Source organism: Pseudomonas sp. PMCC200344 (genome assembly GCF_030053095.1).
Lineage (GTDB): Bacteria > Pseudomonadota > Gammaproteobacteria > Pseudomonadales > Pseudomonadaceae > Aquipseudomonas > Aquipseudomonas svalbardensis.
Map to the genome: position 1 here is coordinate 3,140,967 of NZ_CP125618.1, position 23,258 is coordinate 3,164,224.

22 protein-coding genes are annotated in these 23,258 nt (G+C 59.7%); 8 read left to right on the forward strand and 14 right to left on the reverse strand.

What is annotated here, in order from left to right:
• Positions 1–98: 98 nt before the first annotated feature.
• The 6 genes from pepN to QFW87_RS14165 are packed head-to-tail and all read right to left on the reverse strand — an operon-like array spanning position 99 to position 6,615.
• Positions 99–2,756 carry an aminopeptidase N gene (pepN, locus tag QFW87_RS14140; RefSeq protein WP_283190819.1) on the reverse strand — a complete coding sequence of 886 codons (2,658 nt, stop codon included), beginning with the start codon at positions 2,754–2,756 and terminating at the stop codon, positions 99–101.
• Positions 2,757–2,766: 10 nt separating this feature from the next.
• Positions 2,767–3,597: a DUF2797 domain-containing protein gene (locus QFW87_RS14145; RefSeq protein ID WP_076031239.1), complete on the reverse strand. Its 831-nt coding sequence runs from the start codon at positions 3,595–3,597 to the stop codon at positions 2,767–2,769.
• Entirely contained in the window at positions 3,594–3,854 is a 261-nt protein-coding gene (locus QFW87_RS14150; RefSeq protein ID WP_008152127.1) for a DUF1315 family protein, read from the reverse strand. The genes QFW87_RS14145 and QFW87_RS14150 overlap by 4 nt, the downstream gene beginning before the upstream one ends.
• Before the next feature lie 33 nt (positions 3,855–3,887).
• Complete coding sequence (locus QFW87_RS14155) at positions 3,888–4,757, reverse strand: rhomboid family intramembrane serine protease (protein WP_283184335.1); 870 nt, start codon at positions 4,755–4,757, stop codon at positions 3,888–3,890.
• Entirely contained in the window at positions 4,754–5,725 is a 972-nt protein-coding gene (locus tag QFW87_RS14160) for a metallophosphoesterase (protein WP_283190820.1), read from the reverse strand. Before QFW87_RS14160 ends, QFW87_RS14155 begins: the two co-directional genes overlap by 4 nt.
• A complete protein-coding gene (locus tag QFW87_RS14165) occupies positions 5,725–6,615 on the reverse strand; it encodes an NAD(+) kinase (protein WP_007906781.1) in 891 nt (296 codons plus the stop codon). Before QFW87_RS14165 ends, QFW87_RS14160 begins: the two co-directional genes overlap by 1 nt.
• Positions 6,616–6,722: 107 nt before the next feature.
• Here QFW87_RS14165 and QFW87_RS14170 point away from each other — a divergent pair, with 107 nt between their 5' ends.
• Positions 6,723–7,673: a DUF1853 family protein gene (locus tag QFW87_RS14170; protein ID WP_283190821.1), complete on the forward strand. Its 951-nt coding sequence runs from the start codon at positions 6,723–6,725 to the stop codon at positions 7,671–7,673.
• A gap of 42 nt (positions 7,674–7,715) precedes the next feature.
• Here QFW87_RS14170 and QFW87_RS14175 read toward each other — a convergent pair whose 3' ends face one another.
• Both QFW87_RS14175 and QFW87_RS14180 read right to left on the reverse strand, forming a co-directional pair.
• The gene (locus tag QFW87_RS14175; protein ID WP_283184332.1) at positions 7,716–7,844 is read right to left on the reverse strand and encodes a hypothetical protein; all 129 of its coding nucleotides are present in this window, start codon (positions 7,842–7,844) and stop codon (positions 7,716–7,718) included.
• Positions 7,841–8,401: an NAD(P)H-dependent oxidoreductase gene (locus QFW87_RS14180; RefSeq protein ID WP_283184331.1), complete on the reverse strand. Its 561-nt coding sequence runs from the start codon at positions 8,399–8,401 to the stop codon at positions 7,841–7,843. The genes QFW87_RS14175 and QFW87_RS14180 overlap by 4 nt, the downstream gene beginning before the upstream one ends.
• A gap of 175 nt (positions 8,402–8,576) precedes the next feature.
• Here QFW87_RS14180 and QFW87_RS14185 point away from each other — a divergent pair, with 175 nt between their 5' ends.
• Entirely contained in the window at positions 8,577–8,837 is a 261-nt protein-coding gene (locus QFW87_RS14185) for a hypothetical protein (RefSeq protein WP_074876303.1), read from the forward strand.
• Positions 8,838–8,925: 88 nt separating this feature from the next.
• The gene (locus tag QFW87_RS14190) at positions 8,926–9,819 is read left to right on the forward strand and encodes a LysR family transcriptional regulator (protein ID WP_140679055.1); all 894 of its coding nucleotides are present in this window, start codon (positions 8,926–8,928) and stop codon (positions 9,817–9,819) included.
• Here QFW87_RS14190 and QFW87_RS14195 read toward each other — a convergent pair.
• The 3 genes from QFW87_RS14195 to dnaQ form a co-directional block, all read right to left on the reverse strand.
• Positions 9,785–10,399 carry a GNAT family N-acetyltransferase gene (locus QFW87_RS14195; protein ID WP_283184329.1) on the reverse strand — a complete coding sequence of 205 codons (615 nt, stop codon included), beginning with the start codon at positions 10,397–10,399 and terminating at the stop codon, positions 9,785–9,787. The two genes, QFW87_RS14190 and QFW87_RS14195, sit on opposite strands and share 35 nt — an antisense overlap.
• 14 nt (positions 10,400–10,413) lie before the next feature.
• The gene (locus tag QFW87_RS14200; RefSeq protein ID WP_283190822.1) at positions 10,414–12,669 is read right to left on the reverse strand and encodes an Orn/Lys/Arg decarboxylase N-terminal domain-containing protein; all 2,256 of its coding nucleotides are present in this window, start codon (positions 12,667–12,669) and stop codon (positions 10,414–10,416) included.
• A 127-nt stretch (positions 12,670–12,796) separates the two neighbouring features.
• Entirely contained in the window at positions 12,797–13,555 is a 759-nt protein-coding gene (gene dnaQ / locus QFW87_RS14205; RefSeq protein WP_283190823.1) for a DNA polymerase III subunit epsilon, read from the reverse strand.
• 187 nt (positions 13,556–13,742) lie between these two features.
• Between dnaQ and QFW87_RS14210 the strand changes: the two genes are divergently transcribed.
• Positions 13,743–14,045 (forward strand): DUF2388 domain-containing protein, encoded by a 303-nt coding sequence (locus QFW87_RS14210; RefSeq protein ID WP_283184326.1) that lies wholly within the window; start codon positions 13,743–13,745, stop codon positions 14,043–14,045.
• A gap of 123 nt (positions 14,046–14,168) precedes the next feature.
• Here QFW87_RS14210 and rnhA read toward each other — a convergent pair whose 3' ends face one another.
• Entirely contained in the window at positions 14,169–14,621 is a 453-nt protein-coding gene (gene rnhA / locus QFW87_RS14215; RefSeq protein ID WP_008152099.1) for a ribonuclease HI, read from the reverse strand.
• Between the two features lie 92 nt (positions 14,622–14,713).
• Positions 14,714–15,472, reverse strand: coding sequence for a methyltransferase domain-containing protein (locus tag QFW87_RS14220; protein ID WP_283184325.1), 759 nt, complete (start codon positions 15,470–15,472; stop codon positions 14,714–14,716).
• Positions 15,473–15,537: 65 nt separating this feature from the next.
• On the opposite strand from QFW87_RS14220, the gene gloB reads away from it, so the two are divergent.
• Both gloB and QFW87_RS14230 read left to right on the forward strand, forming a co-directional pair.
• Entirely contained in the window at positions 15,538–16,305 is a 768-nt protein-coding gene (gene gloB, locus QFW87_RS14225) for a hydroxyacylglutathione hydrolase (RefSeq protein WP_283184324.1), read from the forward strand.
• Between the two features lie 99 nt (positions 16,306–16,404).
• The gene (locus QFW87_RS14230) at positions 16,405–17,847 is read left to right on the forward strand and encodes a transglycosylase SLT domain-containing protein (protein WP_283190824.1); all 1,443 of its coding nucleotides are present in this window, start codon (positions 16,405–16,407) and stop codon (positions 17,845–17,847) included.
• A 438-nt stretch (positions 17,848–18,285) separates the two neighbouring features.
• On the opposite strand, the gene QFW87_RS14235 is transcribed toward QFW87_RS14230, so the two are convergent.
• A complete protein-coding gene (locus tag QFW87_RS14235; RefSeq protein WP_283190887.1) occupies positions 18,286–19,344 on the reverse strand; it encodes an IS110 family transposase in 1,059 nt (352 codons plus the stop codon).
• Between the two features lie 239 nt (positions 19,345–19,583).
• Between QFW87_RS14235 and QFW87_RS14240 the strand changes: the two genes are divergently transcribed.
• Positions 19,584–21,416: an extracellular solute-binding protein gene (locus tag QFW87_RS14240; RefSeq protein ID WP_283190825.1), complete on the forward strand. Its 1,833-nt coding sequence runs from the start codon at positions 19,584–19,586 to the stop codon at positions 21,414–21,416.
• Positions 21,413–23,254, forward strand: a complete 1,842-nt coding sequence (locus tag QFW87_RS14245) for an extracellular solute-binding protein (protein ID WP_283184321.1) — start codon at positions 21,413–21,415, stop codon at positions 23,252–23,254. The genes QFW87_RS14240 and QFW87_RS14245 overlap by 4 nt, the downstream gene beginning before the upstream one ends.
• The last annotated feature ends 4 nt before the right edge of the window (positions 23,255–23,258 follow it).

Sequence of the window (23,258 nt, forward strand, 5' to 3'; positions counted from 1 at the left end):
GTGGCTGAATGGGGAGGCATTCGGAGGGGTGATGTGGCAGAAGATCGTTCCCGCGCTCTGTGCGGGAACGATCAACCGCTGTAGGAGCGAACCCACAGTCAGGCCAGGCTTTTGCTGACCACTTCAAACACATCACTCGACAACTGACCCGAAGCACGAATCCGCTCCAGCTCACCTTTCATCAACGCCTGACGCGCATCGTCATACTTGCGCCAGCGAGTCAGCGGCGCCAACTGCCGAGAAGCGATCTGCGGGTTAAACCCGTTCAACTCGATCACCAGATCGGCCAGGAACCGATAACCCGAACCATCGGCCGCATGGAAGTTGATCAGGTTCTGCCCGGCGAACGCGCCGACCAGTGCGCGCACCTTATTCGGGTTCTTGATATTGAATGCCGGATGCTGCATCAACGCCTTGACCCGCTCCAGACCACCGGGCAATACACTGCCGGCCTGGACGCTGAACCACTGATCCATGACCAGCGGATTATCCTTGAAGTGCTCGGCAAAACTCGCCAATGCCGTGGCCTTCTCTTCTTCGAACGGCGAATTCACCAACACCGCCAACGCCGTCAGGCGCTCGGTCATGTTGTCGCTGGTCTCGAACTGCTCAAGCGTCGCCGCCAACACTTCCGGTTTACCGATGAGCATCAGGTACGACAGCGCAATGTTCTGCAACGCGCGACGAGCGAAGTGCTCGGCCTCGGCTACATATGGGGTTTTCTTCGACAGATCGCGATTGGCCTGATAACGCAGCCACAACGCTTCGAACAAACCTTCTGCCAATTGTTTACGAGCGAACTCGCGAGCGATGTGAATGGCGTCAACGTCAGCCACTTCGCTGATTTCGGTAAGATACGCCTCGCCCGGCAGCGAGAGCATTTCCGCGACCATCGCCTGATCCAGCGTCTCGTCAGACAACACGGTGCGCAAGGCAGAAATCAAACGCTGATCCAGCACCAGTTTCTCGCCCTTTTGCTGCTGAGCAATCAGCTCTTGCAGCACCTGAACCGATAATTGCTGGCCCGCATCCCAACGGTTGAAACCGTCGCTGTCGTGCTGCATCAGGAACATCAGCTGATCACGGCTGTACGGGAAGCTCAGTTTCACCGGCGCCGAGAAGCCACGCAGCAACGAAGGCAATGGCTGTTCCGCGATGTCGATGAAGGTGAACGTCTGCTCGGCTTCGGTCACCGAAATAACCCGTGAGGTGCCCTGAGCGCTGGCTTCACCGGAAAGACGCAACGCAATGGCCGCACCTTTGGCGTACAGCAGGCCCAACTCGACCGGAATCACGAACGGCAACTTCTCAACCTTGTCCGGGGTTGCCGGGCAGCTTTGACGGAACGTCAAGCTGTAGGTTTTCGCCGCCGCGTCGTAGGACTCGCTGACCGCCAGGCGCGGTGTGCCGGCCTGGCTGTACCAGCGTTTGAACTGGGTCAGGTCGACACTGTTGGCGTCTTCCATTGCTTTAATGAAGTCGTCACAGGTCACGGCCTGGCCGTCATGGCGTTCGAAGTAAAGATCGCTGCCTTTGCGGAAGCCTTCGGCCCCAAGCAAGGTATGGATCATGCCGACCACTTCCGAACCCTTTTCGTACACGGTCAGGGTGTAGAAGTTGGAAATCTCGATGAAGCTGTCTGGGCGCACGGCGTGAGCCATGGGGCCGGCGTCTTCGGCGAACTGGTGGGTGCGCAGGTACGCCACGTCCTGGATGCGCTTGACCGTGGCTGAGTTCATGTCGGCGGAGAAGCCCGAATCGCGGAACACGGTGAAGCCTTCCTTCAGCGACAACTGAAACCAGTCGCGGCAGGTCACGCGATTGCCCGACCAGTTGTGGAAGTATTCGTGGGCGACGATCGCTTCGACCCGCTGGTGTGCGGCGTCGGTCGCGGTTTCAGCGCGGGCCAGCACGGCGCTGGAGTTGAAGATGTTGAGACCCTTGTTCTCCATGGCCCCCATGTTGAAGTCGTTGACCGCGACGATCATGAAGATGTCCAGGTCGTACTCGCGACCGTACACCTCTTCGTCCCAGCGCATCGACTTCTTCAGGCTGTTCATGGCGTGCTGGCACTTGTCGATGTTTTCCGGCTCGACATAAATGCGCAGCGCCACGGAACGATCGGTCATGGTGGTGAAGGTGTCTTCGACGCACCACAAATCACCGGCCACCAGCGCGAACAGGTAGGCAGGTTTCTTGAACGGGTCTTCCCAGGTCGCCCAGTGCCGGCCATCTTCGCCCGGACCGCTGGCAATCGGGTTGCCGTTGGACAGCAACACCGGATAGCTGTGCTGTTCGGCAACCACCGTGGTGGTGAACGTGCTCATCACGTCCGGACGGTCGAGGTAATAGGTAATCTTGCGAAAGCCTTCAGCCTCGCACTGGGTGCAGAACATCGTGCCGGATTTGTACAGGCCTTCCAGCGCGGTGTTGGTTTCCGGATGAATCTTGACGCTGGTGTCGACCGTGAAGGTGGTGCTGGTCGGGTGCAGGGTCAGGTGATTCTCGGTCAGTTGGTAGTCCGCTTCAGCCAACTCGCGGTCAGCCAGGGTCACCGACAGCAATTCAAGCTGCTGGCCATCCAGCACCAGCGGCGGCAGGCCCGGCCCCCGTTCAGGATTGCGGCGCATCACCAGTTGCGCATGGACCAGGCTGTGGTCCTCGAACAACTCGAAGGTCAGGTGCGTCTCGTCGATCAGGTACTCGGGCGCCTGATAGTCCTTCAGGTAGATCATCTTCGGTTGTTCGGTGCGCATGCTGGAGTCCTTACTGATGCACGGCGAGCTGGTAGGCCGTGTATTTACGAATATTGATTACGCCGGTGTCGAAAATCAGGTACTGGCCCTTGATTCCCAACAGCGTGCCTTCGGCGATCGGATTCTTGTCCAGGTTGAAGCTGACGATCTTGGCCGGGTATTGCTCGACCGGATAGCGGATTTCGAGCGTTTCTACATCGGCAATGGTCTGGATCGCCTGTAGGCCGAATCGTTCCTGCAAACTTTGCAATCCTTCGGCGCAACTGTCGAACAGCTGATCACGAACCTGCGCCAGGTCGACCGACACCGCGTCGCCCTTGAGTAAAGCACGCCAATTGGTCTTGTCCGCCACCTGACTGCGGAACAGGTCTTCGACGAAGCCCGACTGCTGACGGGTCGAAACCCGCATGATCGGCAGCGCCTGACGAGCGCCCTGATCGATCCAACGGGTCGGCAGCTGGGTGGCGCGGGTAATCCCGACCTTCACCCCCGAGGAGTTGGACAGATACACAATGTGATCCGTCATGCAGAACTTCTCGCCCCACTCCGGCTCACGGCAGGTGCCAGCGTCGTAGTGGCAACGCTCCGGGCTCATGATGCAGATGTCGCACTGGGCCAGTTTGGTCATGCACGGGTAGCAGTAACCCTGACTGAAACTGGTTTTGGTCTTGCGTCCGCAATGGGAGCAATGAATCGCCCCCAGGTATTCCAGGCGCACCGTGGTCCCGATCAAAGGATTGACCGGCACCTCGACGTCGTCCAGACGAAACGCGTACTGCACGTTCGGCCCGTCAAGGCGCGCCGACATTTTGCTGATTGCACCGCGGCCAATCTCGATCAATGGACGGCATCCGATTTGAACAGGATATTCGGCACTTCGATCGACTTGGAGCCGCACTCCTGCACGCCCATATAACCGGTGCGCTGGTCTTCGGGCAGGTTCTGGATTTCCCAGGCGATCATCGCTTGCAGCGACAGTTCGCGTTGTTCGGCGGTGAGTTTGCCACCGTCGGACCATTTACCGATTTCCACCGCCAGTTTCAGGCTCTGGTAGATATCGGGGGTGATGTTGTTGATCATTTCGTTAAAAGAGGACATCAAGGGCTCCGCGCTCTTTATTGACATAACTAGTTAGACGGCCAGTTTACGGCGGTTGTACAAACCACCCAACAAACCGGTCAAGCATCCGATGAGCAACCCGCCGACGTGGGCCGCATTGGCAATTTCACCGAAGCCGATCATCGAGACCAGCCCGGACAGGCACAGCAGCAGCCACACCAGCATCATCACCAGCACGCCGCGCGGCAGGCGATAAGCCGGGTTTGGCGACAACAGCTGAAAGATCCAGCAATGCCCGAGCAAGCCGTACAGCACGCCGGACAAGCCGCCAAACAGCGTCGGACCACTGAAAACAAACTGGGCGTAGTTCGAGACCAGCCCGAACAGCAACGTCAGGCCGATGAGGTTGATACTGCCCTGGCGCGACTCGATGCGCCGCCCCAGCTCCCAATACCACATGCCATTCATGGCCAGGTGCAGGATGCCGAAGTGGATCAGCATCGGTGTCACCAGACGCCACCATTGCCCCGCCGCCAGGCTGTCGGCCAATGGCACGAAGTGGATGTACTCGCCGACAACGCGAAAATCGAGGAAGGTCAGCCAGCGCATCGTGTCGAGGTTTTCGCCCAGCAGCGTCACCGCGCCGACAAGCAGGCTCAGCAGCAACACGAACGCTGTCGCCTTGGCGTGGCGCAGTTGCTCGACGAAACTTGGGCGCTTTATGGTTTGCGCCACCGGAATGTCCAGCTGTTGATCGGGATCACCGGCCGGGAAGCGTTCGTACAACGTGCGCACGTCTTCGCTGATGTTGGCCGGCACCCACAGCACTTGCTCGCCCGCCTCTTCGCTGACCCGATGCGGCACCTGCATGCGCTGCAACAGTTTGACGAACCCGCTCAAGTCCACCGCCAGCGGCAGCCGTAAAACAGCAACGGCACTCATCGCAGCACCTCCGGCCGCTCGACATCGACCCAGACAAATTTGTGCGGGTCGAGACGGGTTTCCTGGTCCAGACGGTAGGCGACCAGCTTGCCGTAGAGCACCGCGCTGTAATCCAGACAGGCCAGGTTCGGCCGGATCGGCACCGGTTTGCCGCTGCGCCAGTAATGGCCCACGAACAACAATGGCTCATCGATGCCATAGCGCAGCAAGGTGTTTTTTTCAGTGGACGACAGCGGCGTCTGGGCCACGGGTTCGGGCAAGGCGTCAGGCTGGAACACAATGTCTCCGTAGGTTTGCGGGTCGTCTTCCCAGAACTTGGTGCGGAAAAACGAACGCGTCAGGCCATCGCCGCTGGTCATGGTCTGACCATGAGGCAAGCGCATGTCGGTGCCGCGCAGCAGGCGGTCAAACACGGTGCAGGCGAAACTGCCCGGTACGGCTGAGGCCTGGAGGAAATGTTCATCGACGCAACCGTTGGGGAATAGCGCGCGCAATGGTTCGATCAGCCCCGCGTCCCAGCAGGCATGCACCACGCGGAAACGCCCGGCATCGACGAACAATGGCATCTCATAGAACCATTGCAGGAAGTCATGCCAGTCAGCCGGATGGTCTTCGAATTGGGTCAGGGTTTCGTTCAGCAAACGGGCATGGCGCGGGGTGTGTTCACGCACGAACTGCTTGCCGCTGCCCGGAGGCGCCGGAGTGCACCAGCCGAGGGCGTTGAATTCATGGTTACCCATGATGCACAGCGCCTGACCCGCTTCGACCATGTCGTGAACGATGTGCAGCGCTTCGCGAATCCGCGGACCGCGGTCGATGATGTCGCCGACGAACACCGCCATGCGCGACGGATGCCGCCAGACGCCACCGTGTTTTTGGTAACCGAGCCGGTCGAGCAAGTGCTCAAGGGTCAGAGCGCAACCGTGCACGTCACCGATCAGGTCGTAGCTACGCGCGGGATCGAGCATCAGTCGCCTCCACCACCCAACTTGCTGCCCCAGCCGAGTTTGGTCCGGCAGACTTCATAGTAGTTGTGGTCGAGCGGGTGAATCAGCCGCAGCTTCTGAGCCTTTTTGCTGATGGTGATGGTGTCACCCGGCGCGCAGGTGAAGTGGTTCTGCCCGTCACAGGAGACTTGCGGGTAAATCTGCATATCTTTGGACACGACGATTTTCAGCTCACTGTTGCCATCGACCACAATCGGCCTGCCCGACAAGGTATGGGGATACATCGGCACAATCACAATAGCGTCGAGTTTGGGATGCATGATCGGCCCGCCCGCCGACAGCGCGTAGGCGGTCGAACCGGTGGGCGTGGCGACGATCAGGCCGTCGGCCTTCTGGCTGCAGACGAACTGGCCGTCGATGTACAGTTCGAACTCGATCATCCGCGTCGATTTGCCGGGGTGCAGCACCACGTCGTTCAGCGCGTCGCCCTGACCGATGGCCTCGGCATGACGACGAACTTCGGCTTGCAGCAGGAAGCGGTTCTCGACCAGATAGTGGCCGTCGAGCACTTCGGCGACTTTGACTTCCAGCTCATCGGGGCGAATATCGGTCAGAAAGCCCAGGCTGCCGCGGTTGATGCCGAGCACTGGAATATTGTGCCGGGCTAGCGCGCGAGCGGCGCCGAGCAGGCTGCCGTCACCACCGACCACAATCACCATGTCACATACTTCGCCGAGCATCTTGCGCGACGAGGTTTGCAAGCCATGACCCGGCAGCACTTCGGCGATGGTGTCTTCGAGGATCACGTGCAGGTGACGATCGAGCAGAAACCGTTTCAGTCGGCGGACGGTATCCAGCACCTGAGAACTGCCCAGGCGACCGATGATGCCGATATTACGAAATTGCTCCATGAGGTTCCTGCGCGGCGGCGAAAAACACGATTATGGGCGAAAGCGCGGGATAGACAAAATCCTTTCAGCCACAACGGTGTACTCACGATTGAGGCTATGCTCGCAAGATGATCCTCTTTCCCGATTTGCTGCAGTTACCCCACCAGTTGCGCCACCCCGAAGTGCGCGACCTGGCCTGGGTCATCCTCGCGCCGCCGATGCTTGGCGTCACGACGTGGCCGCAGCGTCACCCGCTGACAGGAAGTGACTGGGTACAAGCACCGGAGCGTCTGGAACAGTGGCTGCGGCAACTCGATCACGACAGTTATGACTTGCTGCACTGGCTGGCGCAGGCCCGAACCCGGCGATTGGGCTTGTACTACGAACGCCTCTGGCAATACGCCGTGCGGCACGCGCCGGGTATCGACCTGATTGCCGCCAACATGCCGATCCGCCGCGAAGGCCACACGCTGGGAGAGCTGGACATGCTGCTGCGCGATCGTGACGGCGTGCATCATCTGGAACTGGCGATCAAACTTTACCTTGGCCCGCAAAATGGCGACGGACACGACACGGCGCAGTGGCTCGGTCCCGGTTGCCACGATCGACTGGACCGCAAACTGGCCCATCTGACGCAGCATCAATTGCCGATTTCGGCGCGTCCGGAGAGCCGCGAAGTATTGGCGGCGCTGGATATCCAGCAGTTCAGCGCGCATTTGTGGCTGGGCGGCTATTTGCTGTATCCGTGGCCGGGACCGGCCGAGCCACCGATTGGCGCACATCCCCAGCATTTACGCGGTAGCTGGCTGCATCAGAAGGACTGGGCAGACTTCGTCGTGCAGCGCCCGTTCGGTCGCTGGCAACCCCTGCCCCGCCATGCCTGGCTGGCACCGGCGCACTATCCGGTGGAGCAGACCTGGAGCACTGAACAGCTGAATGCCTGGCTCAGCGATCTGGAGCCACTGGCCCCGGCGCAGTTGCTGGTGCGGCTCACAGAAAACGTCCAGGGCGATTGGGAAGAAGCCGAGCGGCTGTTTCTGGTGGCGGATCTTTGGCCGAATGTGCCTGGCAGTGGCTAGTTTGTTGGTGATTGAACTGGCCCGCGATGGGGCCAACTCAATTTAAATGGTCAACCGCACAGCCAGCGCCGCCAACGTCGCCGGGCTGCAGATCGGCGCGTGGCTGTCGGAAATGGAAGCAATGATCTGTAGCCGACTGGCCAGCACCCCGTAACCCAGGCGGTTTGTCACAGTTTCTTGTGTTGTTCGACCCAAAGACCATAAGCATTGATGAATTTTTGCAGAAACGGTTTGAGCGACTCGGACAGGTTACCCGCCTCGTCGAACGCTGAACCGGCGCCGCTCAAGTAGGCTTCCGGTTGCTGCATGCAAGGCACATCCAGAAACACCATGGACTGACGCAGGTGATGGTTGGCGCCAAAACCACCGATAGCGCCCGGCGAAGCACTGATCACCGCTCCGGGCTTGCCGCTCCAGGCACTCTTGCCATAGGGACGCGAACCCACATCGATCGCGTTCTTCATCGGCGCAGGCACCGAACGGTTGTATTCGGGGGTCACGAACAGCACCGCGTCGGATGAGCTCACTTGTTGCCGGAAAGTGCTGTAGGCTGCCGGCGGTGAAGCACCATCGATGTCCTCGTTGTAGAGCGGCAGATCGCCGATTTCGACGATAACCAGTTTGAGATTGGCAGGCGCCAGCTCGGCCAGGGCCAGGGCCACCTTGCGATTGATCGATTCCTTTCTCAAGCTGCCGACCAGTACAGCGATCGTATAGACGTTGCTCATGGAAGATTCTCGACTGTCCGATGGAAAGAGCTTGTAGTTATAGATGACGATTCAACCAGTGGGCGACTGAAAACGCCGCCCCTGACTATTTTTTTCCTGTAGGAAAACTTACCTCGCCCAACCACGGTCTACAGAGCCGCAAATTGAGTGATTTATCCCCAGAGGTTCTAAGCAGATGGCAGCAGTACTCGTCGGTCAGTTCCATGCAAGAGACGCGGAAGGCCGCGTTTATTCCGTGCATGAGTTCCAGGAATCCACCCCGTCGGCAGACGGTCTCACCGGCTCGGTGCCTGTCACCACTTATAAGCTGGCCATTGGCGACCGCGTACGGAAACTCGATGACAACCAGTTTTTGCTGGTGCAGTCGGACGTGACCATCGTGCGCGAACCCGACACCTATGTTGGTAACCTGCCGGAAACCAACGTCGCTTCATAACCCCGTGTTATGAGCAGAAGTCATATGCGCGCACTTGAGTTAGGATTCAGCCACTGACTCCCTCACCTGCTGAACATGGACTTCACGCATGCGTTTACGTCATATCGAAGTGATCCAGGCGCTCTTGCAGACTGGTCACCTGGGCACCGCCGCCGAATGGCTGCAGTTGCCTGTGGCCGAAGTCGAAGGGATTCTGCGCGACGCCGAGGATCAGTTGGGTTTCATGCTGTTTTCCAGCGTGCGTGGACGCTTGCAGGCCACGCGCGAGGCGCGGGAGTTGCAGGTCCAGATCGCCCACGTCTATGAAGCGCTCGAGCCGGTCCAGCGCCTGGCCAACAGCCTCAAGCAATATCAGGCTCCGCCCTTGCGGATCGTCTGCACGCCGCCCCTGGCACAGCAGCTATTGCCACAGAGCATTGCCGCCCTGCGCCGACGCCTTCCTGACGCGCCTTGCACCCTCCTGAGTCAACCTACCCGCGAGATCGTCAGAAACCTGCTGCTGCGCGAAAGCGATCTGGGCCTGAGCCTGCATGACCCCGATCACGCCGACATTCATTGCCAGGTGATTGCCCAAGGCAAGCTTCAACTGCTTGCGCCCCACGGCTGGTTGCAACCCAAACAAAAGTACATCTCGCTGCAGGACCTGGCCGGCCAATCGATGGTGGGCCTGGAAGGTCATGATCCGCTGAGCCCGGCGCTGGAAAACAAGCTACATGCCCTTCGCCCTGCCCCGGTCATTCAGACCCGGGTACAGACTCATCAGATGATGCGCAGCATGGTCGAGGCCGGTGAAGGCCTGGCCATCGTCGACCCTTTCACCGCCCTCGGCGCCAAATCGGCCGGGCTGGATGCCTGCCCGCTGGCGCCGGCCGTGCCGATCAGCCTTTATGCCTTGACCCTCAAGAACGGCGAGCCATCGCCAGCGGTTCAGGCATTGCTGGGCATCATCACGGAACAAGCCGTGGCGATGTTGGCGAACTAACCGGGGCTTCCAGCGGATTATCGAACAATCGATACCAGAACAGCGCCACTTCGGCGGTGTTCGGATCGATCCCGCGATAGCGCAAATGATCGATTCCGCCCAAGACGTAACCGCGGCGCTCATAGAGTCGGCAGGCCCCAAGGTTGTTGTTCTGGGTTTCAAGCATGATGCCCGGCAGTTTCTTTTTGCGGCTCCAGAATTGCGCCACATCCAGCAGGGCCTTGGCCACGCCATGACGGCGCGCCGGCGCATGCACCGCCAGCTCGTCGATATGGGCAAAGCCGTTCCAGTTGGTGCTGACCACCAGGTGACCCACCGGCTCATCATCGAGATAAGCCATGAAAATAGCGCTGTCAGCAGCATCGCGGAAACTGCTGAACTCTTCGGGATCGATGCCGTAGCACTTGCGATAGGGTGTGATCGGCGTCACCGGCCACTGCTCCACCGGTTTACCGATTTCGGCTGCGCCGTAGGCCGCGACTTCAAAACTGAAATCGCTGCCCCAGATGTAGGCTGCAAAACCATCGTCGGCAACGCGCACCGACAGCCCTGGGTATTTCGGATTCATGACCGGTTGCATACTGGGAAAGGTCCTCACTCCTTGATGCAATCGACGGTATACAGCCGTCCATTGCCCTCGTCTTCGTGTTGCAAGCCGTGCACATCAGCGACAAACCCCGGGAAGCTGCTGTCGAACGTACGGGCAAACGCCAGGTAATCGATGATCGAGCGCGTCGACTCCGTAAAGCGCTCGCCGGGCATGATCAACGGAATCCCCGGCGGGTACGGCACCAGCATCACCGCGGCGATCCGCCCATCCAGAGCATCGATCGACACCGCTTCAACCTCGCCACGCACTAATTGATCATAGGCGTCAGACGGCTTCATGGCGATTTCCGGCAGCACTGTGTACATGCGCTTAAGGTGTTTGGCCGTGGCATTGCTGCGATAGCAGGCGTGCAGTTGATCGCACAGATCGCGCAACCCCATGCCCTGATAGCGCGCAACATTCTCTTGCGCCACGCACGGCAGGCACGTCGCGAGGCTGACATTGGCATCGTAGCTGCGCTTGAACTCCAGCAACTCGGTCAGCAGCGTGCTCCATTTGCCCTTGGTGATGCCCATGGAGAACAACACCAGGAATGAATACAGCCCGGTCTTTTCAACCACCAACCCCCGTTCCCAAAGGAATTTGCTGACCACCGCCGCCGGAATCCCGCGCTCGCTGAGGGCGCCGCCTGCCGTCAGGCCCGGCATCACCAACGTGACCTTGATCGGATCAAGCAGCACGTAGTCGTCGGTCACGCCGCCAAAGCCGTGCCAGTCGGCGTCGGGTTGCAGCAGCCAGTCATCGGTGACCACACGGTTGATACCCTCCACCGACGGCGGCTGCCAGATGGAAAACCACCAATCGTCAGCGGCGATGTGCTGGCGCAAGTTGGCCAGCGCCCGGCGGAAACTCAGCGCTTCGTCGAACATTTCCTGCAACAGCGAACGCCCGGCGGGGCCTTCCATCATGGCCGACGCCACATCCAGCGAAGCGATGATGCTGTACTGCGGCGAGGTGGAGATGTGCATCATGAACGCTTCATTGAAGCGATCCCGATCCAGCTGCCGCGCGCCGCCGTCCTGGACGTGAATCATCGACGCCTGGCTGAACGCCGCCAGCAGTTTGTGGGTGGAATGGGTGGTGAACACCAGGGGGCCGTTTTCACTGCGGGAAGTGCCCATGCCGTAACGTCCGGCGAAGAACTCGTGAAACGCCGCGTAGGCGTACCAGGCCTCATCGAAGTGCAAGACCTCGACGCTGTGGCCTAACTGCAGCTTGATCAGCTCAGCGTTGTAGCAGAGGCCGTCGTACGTCGAATTGGTCACTACCGCCAACTTGACTTTGGGCGCCCGGCCCTTGGTCAGCGGGCTGGCGTCGATCTTGGCCTGAATCGATTCGCGGCTGAATTCGCTCAATGGAATTGGGCCGATGATCCCCAGCTCATTGCGCTCCGGGCACAGGTACAGCGGAATGGCGCCGGTCATGATGATCGAGTGCAATATCGACTTGTGGCAGTTGCGGTCCACCAACACCAAGTCATCGCGAGCGACCATCGAATGCCAGACGATTTTGTTGGCGGTCGAGGTGCCATTGATCACAAAGAAAGTGTGATCGGCGCCGAAATTGCGGGCAGCACGGGCCTCGGCTTCTGCCAGCGGACCGGTGTGATCGAGCAAAGAACCGAGCTCCGGCACCGACACCGACAAATCGGAGCGCAGGGTATTTTCCCCGAAGAACTGGTGAAACGCCTGGCCCACCGGGCTCTTGTGGTACGCCACGCCGCCGCCATGGCCGGGTGTGTGCCAGGAATAGTTGGAGTCGGCCGTGTGCTGCACCAGCGCTTTGAAAAACGGCGGCAGCAGACCATCCAGATATTTGCGTGCCGCTCGAGCGACCTGCCTGGCCAGAAAAGGCACGGTGTCTTCGAACAGATAAAGAATCCCGCGCAGCTGATTGAGTTCAGCCATGGCGTCGGCCGGAGCGTTCTCCAGGGTCACCTGCTCACCCAGCGCGAAGATCGGCAAGTCAGGCGCACGCACCCGCGCCAGGCCAATCAGTTCGGCCATGTTGTGCAATAGATGAGAGTGAGTGCTGGCGTCTTCGGCTGCAATCAACATGCAGGAAAGACCGTGATGGGTCGAGGCAACCAGACGCCCTTCGGTGTAATCCACCGCCGAGACAATGCTGAAGCCTTCCTGCTCCAGCTCCCGGGCGATGCCACGCACGCGATCACCGGCGACGGTGTCGGCCTTGATGTCGCGATGGACGATCAAGACCGGGAATTTCAGATCTTTATACATGAGGCTCAGTGTCCTGAGGCGGCAGACCGTGGTCCGCCAATCACCTCAGGGTAGAGGGTTCGAGCGCTTGTGGCGAGCGCGATGCCCTGATGTGGGTCAACGGATGCACCATCATGTGGCCAGCAAATCAGGCCTGAGCCTTGGCCTCGGCCAGTTGCTGCCAGAGCGACGGGGCGCCGGCGGATTTGGCGATGGCTTCCAGGCGCGCCACGTGTTGGGCCAGGTCATCTTCGCTGGCACGGATGATACGCGTCAGTTGACGATCGGCCGGCAGACGGCGGATCTCGGTGGCGGAATTGTCCGCTCCTTCCCCGGAACCATTGCCGTCGGAAGCATTACCAGCCAGGGACAGGCTGGTCTGGCCGCCCGTCATGGTCAGGTAAACGTCGGCGAGGATCTCGGAGTCGAGCAAAGCGCCGTGCAGTTCACGACCGGAGTTGTCGACGCCATAGCGTTTGCACAAGGCGTCGAGGCTGTTGCGCTGCCCCGGGTGACGTTCCCGGGCCATCATCAGGGTATCGAGGATCGAGCAGTGCTGCGTGATGTCCGCACGATCGTGCTGGCCCATCAGGGCGAACTCGTTGTTGATGAAGCCAACGTCGAACGCCGCGTTATGGATGATCAACTGCGCACCCTTGATGAATTCAAAAAATTCATCGGCCACTTCAGTGAAGCGCGGCTTGCCGACCAAAAATTCGTTAGTGATGCCGTGGACGCCAATGGCGCCTTCATCACTCTCGCGGTCCGGTTGCAGGTAAACGTGGAAATGCCGGCCCGTCAGGCGCCGACCGATCAACTCGACACAACCGATTTCGATAATCCGGTGGCCGTCGGTCACCGGCATGCCGGTGGTTTCGGTATCGAGTACAACGGATCTGGTGGCCATCAGTGCTCAGCTCTCAACGGATCATTCGTGCAAAAGCGGCGATGTTAACACGCCCGCGGGATCCAGCGCGCCACGCCAAGTGACCTGCGCTCATGCAGTTTTTAACAATCATTAGCAAAGTTCATAAAGTCTGGCGGCAGGTGGCTTGTTAGCGTGCATTGCTTACTTGCGATGGATTGAGTTCGTCATGAAGACCGTACGTTTTCTTTTACTGAGTGCCTGCCTGCTGGGTACCGGGGCCCAGGCCACCAGTTTCGTGATCAGTACCGATGTTACGGTGAGCCTCACGCTGAGCTCGACCAAGGGCACCAGTGGGTCGTTCAGCGATGACAAGATCGTGTTGGCGGCGAAGGATGATGCGGCGGCGTTTGTGGCGAGTGAGGGGGAGATTCGCGGAGCGCGAATTGAGGCGGCGTTTAAGCGGATTCGTGGGGAGGTAATGGATAAGTACTCAGACCAACAACTGGCCACCGCCATATTGATGCTGTAAAGGTCTTGTAGGAGCCGAGCTTGCTCGCGATGCAGGCGATGCAGTCTTTCAGGAATACCGCGTCATCGTTCATCGCGAGCAAGCTCGCGATGGCCGCGACGCGGTGTATTGGCAGAAACTGAATCAGGCCTGCTTGTAACCGCGCACTTCATCCACGCCACGGTTGGCCAATTGGTCAGCCCGCTCGTTGCCATGGTGACCGATGTGCCCGCGCACCCATTTCCAGGTGACGTTGTGGCGATTGACCTGCTCATCCAGCAGCTTCCACAGATCAGCGTTTTTCACCGGTTCTTTCGCGGCGGTTTTCCAGCCGCGCTTCTTCCAGTTGTCCATCCACTCGTTGATGCCTTTCATCACGTACTGCGAGTCGGTGACCAGCAGCACGTCGCAGGAGCGCTTGAGTTCCTCAAGGCCGCGGATCGCGCCCATCAGCTCCATGCGGTTGTTGGTGGTGTTGGCTTCGCCGCCCCACAGTTCTTTTTCTATGCCCTTGCACACCAGCAAAGCGCCCCAGCCGCCAGGGCCAGGATTGCCTTTACAGGCGCCGTCGGTGAAGAGTTCTACGCTATCGCTCATGCCAATCTATCCAGAAAATGCGGTGGCTCGCCGATCGGTGATCGACGATGCCCGAGGCCGGGGCAAGCCCGACCGGGAAAATGAAAAGTGTATTACGGATCGATGCGGCGACGATTGACCTTGGCCATCGGCAATGGAATCAGCTTGCCCATCGGTTCGCGCCGCTCCTGACGGACGGGCCGCAGGCCCACCACGATCTTGCGCGCAACCAATAGATAGAAGCCGCCACCCGACAGTTGCCAGTCACCGGCCTTGCGCTCCCAACCGGCCAGGCGAGCCTGCCAGGCGGGTGACGCAAGCGGCGGACGATAGCACCCGAAGCGGCGTTTCTCCAGCGCGAAGCCCAGCAGGTTCAGCCAGTCACCGACTCGCGACGGGGAGATGCAGCGAGCCTTGCGCAAGGCGTCGTGAGCAAAAACGTGGCGCAAGCCCCAGGTGCTCCAGGGGTTTATGCCGACGATCACCAAATGCCCGCCGGGCCGCACGCTGCTCGCCGCTTCACGCAGCAAACCGTGGGGCGACAGGCAGAAATCCAGCCCATGCTGCAACACCACCACATCGGCGGCATGCTCGCTCAAAGGCCACGCCTGCTCCTCGCAGACGATCTCGACGCCCGGCAACGGCGCGCCGAGCCGCACATTGCGCTGGACTTGCGGCGCCGACGGCGGCGTTTGGGCCGACGGGCCGTAATGCACCAGGTAGCCACCGAAGAACCGTCCCAACTCGTCTTCGAGCATGCGACGTTCTTCATCCAGCAGAAATTGCCCGATGGGGCCAGACAGCCATTCTCGGGCCGCGCTGATCAATTTCAGCCACTCAGGATCAGCCTGAGCGAACGCTTTATCGGTCATTGCATTCTCCAACGCGCCAGGAAGTTCTAAGATGCGCCATTGTTTTCCGCTTGGCGAATCCGACGATGATACAGATCAGTGCCCTGCCCGCCTTCACCGACAACTACATCTGGTTATTACAAGACCACCGCACCCAGCGCTGCGCAGTGGTTGATCCGGGCGATGCCGCGCCGGTGCAGGCCTGGCTCGCCGCGCATCCGGGTTGGGTGTTGAGTGATATTTTGATCACTCACCATCATCATGACCACGTCGGCGGCGTCGAGCAGCTGAAAAAAGCGACAAACGCGACAGTCTACGGTCCGGCCAGCGAAACCATCCCGCTCCGGGACGTGGCCCTCAAGAACAACGACCGCGTCAGCGTGCTGGGCTGGGACTTCGATGTCATTGCCGTCCCCGGCCACACCTTGGGGCATATCGCCTATTACCATCATGGTTTGCTGTTCTGCGGTGACACCCTGTTCGCCGCGGGTTGCGGGCGCTTGTTCGAAGGAACGCCGGAGCAAATGCATAACTCACTGACCCGCCTCGCCGCCCTGCCTGAAGATACGCTGGTCTACTGCACTCACGAATACACCCTGAGCAACCTGAAGTTTGCCGCAGCGGTCGAACCAGGCAATCCAGACACCGCCGCACGTCTGGAAAAAGTCACCGCACAACGTGAAGCAGGAATCATGACGCTGCCCTCTACTCTGGCGCTTGAAAAGCTTACCAACCCGTTTTTGCGTGTCGACGAAACATCTGTTAAAGAAAAAGTGGACGAACGGAATGGAACCGAAAACCGGGCTCCTAGTGCGGTTTTTGCTGCTCTGCGTGCTTGGAAAGATAAGTTCTAAGTAGCTTGCCTGATGGTACAAAAATTCTGAATGGTTGACCGCAGGGGGTACGCTTTCTAGAATCGCCCGACATTTTTGCCCGGAACTTACTTCCAGCCAATGTCGTCATCTATTCGTAAAGCCATCAATTCAGACGCATTGACCCGCCTGGCTCAAGCCATTGCGGTGGCTGTGTCCGCCACATTGGCGGGCTGCTCAAGCCATGTGCCGCAGACCGAAGCGACACACACTCCGAATATCGCCGCCCGAGCCAAGCAGAAGCCTATCTGGCTCAGCGAAAAACCGACTCCACAAGTTCCACAAGATGTCTGGGAGCGCATGCGCCAGGGCTTCCAGTTGCAGGACAGCCTGGGCGTCAACCCGCGCATCGAGCAACAGCGCCTGTGGTTCGCCAGCAACCCGTCCTTCCTCGAAAACGCCGGCGAACGCGGCAGCCTCTACATTCATTACATCGTCGAACGCCTTGAAGAGCGCAACATGCCGCTGGAACTGGCGCTGTTGCCGGTGATTGAAAGCGCCTACAACCCGATGGCCTATTCCCGGGCCAACGCGGTTGGCTTGTGGCAATTCATCCCTTCCACCGGGCGTTACTTCAACCTGCGTCAAACCCGTTTCTATGATGGCCGGCGCGATATCACCGCCTCGACCACCGCGGCCATGGATTACCTGACCCGCCTGCACGACATGTTCAACGGCGACTGGCTGCTGGCCCTGGCGGCGTACAACGCCGGCGAAGGCACGGTCAGCCGGGCCATCGAGCGCAACGAAAAGCTCGGCTTGCCGACCGATTACTGGAACCTGCCGCTGCCGGCCGAAACCCAGGCCTACGTGCCAAAGCTGCTGGCCCTGTCGCAAGTGGTGCTGGCACCTGAAGCCTACGGCGTAAACCTGAACCCGATCGCCAACGAACCGTACTTCCAGGTCGTCGAAATCAACCAGCGCATGGACCTGTCCAAGGTCGCCGCGGTGGCTAACATCGACGAAGACGAACTGTTCCAGCTCAACCCGGCCTTCAAGCAGCGCACCACCATCGATGGCCCCCAGCATTTGCTGGTGCCAACGTCCAAGGCGCAACTGCTGACCGCCAGCCTGTCGACCATGCGTCCTGAAGAGTTGATCAGCAAGAAGCCGCTCAAGCCGGTGTTCGAAGGCTCAGACGACTCCGAACTCGCCAGTCTCAAACGCGCTTACCGCGTTAAACGCGGCGACAACCTCGGTACCATCGCCAAGGCCAACAAGGTCGACATCAAGGACCTGCAGCGCTGGAACAAGCTGACCGGCAAAAACCTCAAGGTTGGCCAGACACTGGTCATGCAGGACACCACCAAGCGCTCTTCCGGACGCGTCAACACTGTCGTAGCCGCGAACAGCAAAGCTGACAAACAGAAGCCGCAGACCCAATACAAGGTCAAGCAAGGCGATTCGCTGTACATGGTAGCCAAGCGTTTCAACGTTGAAATGCAGCACCTCAAGCGCTGGAACCCACGTGTTGGCCAGGCGCTGAAGCCTGGCCAGATGCTGACGGTGGCTTCCCCACGCTAAAATGAGCCCCTGATTTCAGGGGCTTTTTTTTGGCCAAGGGTTTACCCAACCCCTTGTAGCAGCTGGCGAAGCCTGCGTTCGGCTGCGAAGCAGTCGTTAAATCAGACGGTGCGGTGTTTCAGGAAGAATGCGAGCGCAGGTTTTGCGACTGCTTCGCAGTCGAACGCAGGCTTCGCCAGCTGCTATGTATGGACTCGCCCCCACTGTCTACCCGCTTTTGAAAAACCGCCGCCCCGTTGCATCTATGTATTAGGCCTATTCGAGGAAGCCGTCTTCGGCTTCTGGCCAAAATTGGAAGAGCTCGTGGTATGCCGATTACAGTCAGGCCTCGAAGGCCAGTAGCAGCTAAGGCATCAATCCACGCCGGTCTTACCTGGGGTCAATTTTTTTTCAGCAAAGGGCCGGACAGTTAGTACCTCGGTGGCAGAACTCTGTCGCTCAGTGGCTCATCGTCGCTTGCCGGCCATCACCAGCCTGGCGACGATAAGTCTGGTCATTCTGTAGAAGCACCCAGACGATTCGCAGGTTGCGGTTGGCTAACCTGACCGCAGCCTCCTTACGGCCCAGTCGGCTCATCCAGCGCAACAAGCGGCGGTCATCGGGTTGCTGGGAATCAGGTCGTAGTTGTTGCAGTACCGCATGGGCTCCCTGGATCATCAGGCTGCGTAAATAAACATCGCCTCGCTTGGTCATGTCCCCCAGCCGGACCGTCTGCCCGCTGCTGTGCTGGTCAGGCACCATGCCAAAGTACGCGGCAAACTTGCGGGCATTGGGAAATCGCTCAGGCTTGGTTTCCTTGGCCACCAGTGCCGTGGCAGTGACTGGGCCGATGCCGCGCACAGTCATCAGTCGCTTCGCCGTCATGTCGGCGTTGGCGGCCACTTCGAGGCGCCCCGTCAGCACGCTGATGCGTTCGCCCAAATGGCGCCACTCGGCCAACAGTTCGTCGATCAGTTCACGCAGCAGACCCGGCACCGGCTGGGTGGCATCTTCCAGTACCCGCGGAATTTTCTGGCTGATCGCAACATCGCCCTGCGCCAAGGCCACGCCATGCTCGAGCAGCAGGCCGCGCATCTGATTACTCACGGCGGTGCGGCGACGCACGTAACCTTGACGAGCGCGATGCAGTGCCTGCATGGCCAGCGCCGCAACGCTTTTGACCGGCACTGCGCAGATCTTTTCATCGCGACCAGCCCGCAGGATCGCCAGCGCATCGTTGCGATCATTTTTAGGCCCGCTGCGATGTGTGGCCACCAAGCCGGCTGGAAGAATCCGCGCCAGATTGCCTTGGTCTTGCAGCTGCCGGGCCCAGGCTTGAGCACCCGGGCCGGTCTCCATCAGAACCACGACATGAGGCGGCAACTGGCGTAGAAACTCATAAAACGCCTCGCGCGACTTGATCCGTTGCTCGTAGTGCACCTGGCCGAGGACGTCTTCACCGGCGACCTGAAAGACCTGCTTGGCCAGATCGACCGCCACGGTTGTGCAGGCCGACAAATCGGAAGAAGACAGGAATTGATCAATCGAAGTATGCTTTTTCATGGACTCGCCCTCGCTGTCGTTGGCTGTTTAGACTGCCACCGTGGCGCATTGACGCCTCGGCTTGGGCGAGTCCATCCAATTACAGGGGTGTGCTTGCGCAATTAACGCCGCATTAAGCCCCGTCTTTTTCCTGTCGATACAAGCTGTTACTGTACGGGCCACAAAGCCCAAGCCGCCTGGATCGGATCCCTGACTTGAAGCGTCCCCTCCTCCTGCTCCTGATCAGCCTGGCCTTGAGCTCTCCCGCAAGCGCGACGATCAGCGAAAGCCATGGTTATGCGCAGTTCGGCACGCTCAAGTACCCGGCCAGATTTACCCATTTCGACTGGGTCAACCCGCAAGCGCCCAAGGGCGGTACGTTGCGGGTGATGGCGTTTGGCACCTTCGATACGCTCAACCCCTACACATTCAAGGGTTCAAGTCCGGTTTCCACGCCGAATTTCCTGCAATACGGCATCAACGAGCTCAATGAACCGCTGATGGTCGGCACCGGCCAGTACGCGCCGTCCGGCGATGAGCCAACCTCCAGCTATGGCCTGATCGCACAATCGGTGGAATACAGCGAAGACCGCAGCTGGGTGGTGTTCAATCTGCGCCCCGAAGCGCGTTTCCACGATGGCACACCGATTACCGCCTATGACGTGGCGTTCTCCTACCGCTTACTGCTCAAGGAAGGCCACCCGCAATACCGCACCAACCTTCAGGAAGTGTCGCGGGTCGACATCCTCAATCCGCAGCGCATTCGTTTCGTCTTCAAGCGCGCCGGCAATCCGTTGCTGATCCTGCGCCTGGGCGAGTTGCCGGTGCTGCCCCAGCATTACTGGAAAGGTCGTGACTTCAAGGCCACCACCTTCGAACCGCCACTGGGCAGCGGACCGTATCGCATCACGTCGGTAGAGCCTGGGCGGCAGATCGTTTTCGAACGGGTCAAGGATTACTGGGGCAAAGACCTGCCGGTCAATCGCGGCAAATACAACTTCGACCGCATGGAAGTCGAGTTCTACCGCGACAGCGACGTCGCGTTCGAAGCCTTCAAGGCCGGCGAATTCGACATCTATATCGAGCATCAGGCGAAGAACTGGGAAAACGGCTACAGCTTCCCGGCAGTGCGACGCGGCGACGTCATCAAGGCGCAAATCCCGCATCAGATCCCGACCCAGAGCCAGGGTCTGTTCATGAACTCCCGACGCCCGACCTTCTCCGAGACCAAGGTCCGTGAAGCGCTGGGACTGATGTTCGACTTCGAGTGGACCAACCGCACGCTGTTCAGCGGCGCCTATAAACGCGCCATGAGCTACTACCCCAACAGCGAGTTCTCCGCGACGGGCCTTCCGGTCGGCCACGAATGGCTGATGCTCACGCCGTATCGCGAGCACTTGCCCGCCAAGCTCTTCACCGAGCCGTTCAGCCTGCCGCAGACCCAAGGGCGCGGCATCCCCCGGGAAACCATGCGCAAGGCCCTGGGCCTGCTTGCCGAGGCCGGCTGGAAGCTCAACGGTCAACGGCTACAGAACACCATCGGCCAACCGTTGCGTTTGGAGATCCTGCTGGTCAACCCGAACCTGGAACGCATCCTTCAGCCTTACGTCGAGAACCTCGCCAGCATCGGCATCGATGCGCGGCTGCGCACAGTCGATCGCGCCCAGTACAAGCAACGCCTCGATCAGTTCGATTTCGACATGATCCTGATGACCCTCAACCAGACGCTCAGTCCGGGGCTGGAACAATGGCAGTACTTCCATTCCAGCCAGGTCGGGGTCAAGGGCAGCAAAAACTACGCCGGCATCGCCAATCCGGTGGTCGACCATTTACTCGAACAATTGCTCGCCGCCCAAACCCGCGATGAACAGGTCGCCGCCGGCAAGGCCCTGGACCGGGTGCTGCTGTGGCAGCACTACATCATTCCCAACTGGTATCTCAATTATCACCGCCTGGCCTACCGCAACCGGTTCGCCTTCGTCACCACGCCGCCCTACACCCTGGGTCTGAGCGCGTGGTGGCTGAAATCTTCGGAGAAAGATCGATGAAACCTGTACGTGCCCTGCTCTTGCAGGCCAGCGGTCTGTTGTTCGCCGGGCTGGCCTATGCCGCCCCGCAACATGCCCTGACCCTGTACAACGAGCCGCCGAAATACCCGGCCGATTTCAAACATTTCGATTACGTGAACCCCGACGCGCCCAAGGGCGGGATCTTCCGCCAGGCCGGGTTCGGTGGCTTTGACAGCCTCAACCCCTTCATCAACAAGGGTGTCGCGGCCGACGACATCAGCATGATCTACGACACCCTGGCCAAACAGGGCCTGGATGAACCGTTCACCGAGTACGGCCTGGTCGCCGGCAAGATCGAAAAAGCCCCGGACAACAGTTGGGTGCGTTTCTACCTGCGCCCCGAAGCGCGCTTCCACGACGGGCATCCGATGCGCGCCGAGGACGTGGTGTTCAGCTTCCAGACCCTGATCAAGGACGGCGCGCCGCTGTTCCGCGGTTACTACAGCGATGTCGAGGAAGTGGTCGCTGAAGGTCCGCTGACGGTGCTGTTCAAGTTCAAACACAACAACAACCGTGAACTGCCACTGATCCTCGGCCAGTTGCCGGTGTTGCCCAAGCATTGGTGGGCGACTCGCGATTTCAACAAGGGCAACCTGGAAATACCGTTGGGCAGCGGTCCGTACAAGGTCAGCGAAGTCAAGGCCGGGCGCTCGGTGCGTTATGAGCGGGTCAAGGATTACTGGGCCAAGGACCTGCCGGCCAACCGCGGGTTCTACAACTTCGACGTGATGACCACCGACTACTACCGCGACAACACCGTGGCCTTGGAAGCACTCAAGGCCGGGCAGTTCGATTACTGGCTCGAAATGGCAGCCAAGAACTGGGCCAACGCCTACAACATTCCGGCCGTCACCGAGGGCCGGTTGATCAAGGAGCAGATCCCGAACGGCAACCCCACTGGCATGCAAGGCTTTGTATTCAACCTGCGCCGCCCGGTGTTCCAGGATGTGCGCGTGCGCCAGGCCTTGACCCTGTTGCTGGATTTCGAATGGACCAACAAGCAACTGTTCAACGGCGCCTACGTGCGCACCCGCAGTTACTTCGAGAACTCGGAAATGGCTGCCAGCGGCCTGCCGGACGCCGATCAACTGGCGATCCTCGACCCGTTCCGCGGCAAGATTCCCGAGCAGGTGTTCAGCGAGGCGTTCCAGAACCCGGTGACCGACGCCAGCGGGATGATCCGCACCCAGCAGCGCAAAGCCTATCAACTGCTGCAAGAGGCGGGCTGGCGGATCGTCGATGACAAGATGGTCGACGCCAATGGCAAACCGGTGACCATCGAGTTTCTATTGGCCCAGACCGAATTCGAGCGGGTGCTGCTGCCGTTCAAGCGCAACATGAGCGACTTGGGGATTGACCTGGTGATCCGCCGGGTCGACGTCTCGCAGTACATCAACCGCGTGCGTTCACGGGACTTCGACATGATTGTCGGCAGCTTCCCGCAGTCCAATTCACCGGGCAATGAACAGCGTGAGTTCTGGATGTCTGACGCCGCCGACAAACCCGGCAGCCGCAATTCCATGGGCCTGAAAGACCCGGTGGTGGATCAATTGGTCGAGCAACTGATCAACGCCGATTCACGCAAAAGCCTGGTGGCCCATGCACGCGCGCTGGACCGCGTGCTGCAATGGGGTTATTACGTGATCCCCAACTGGCACATCAAAACCTGGCGCGTGGCGTACTGGAACCACATCGGTCATCCGAAAATCTCCCCCAAGTACGACATCGGCATTAACACCTGGTGGGTCAAGCCCGATGCCAAACCTGCGGTAGAAGTCGAAACCAAACTGCAAGCCGACCCTGCGGGCACGGAGTAATTAG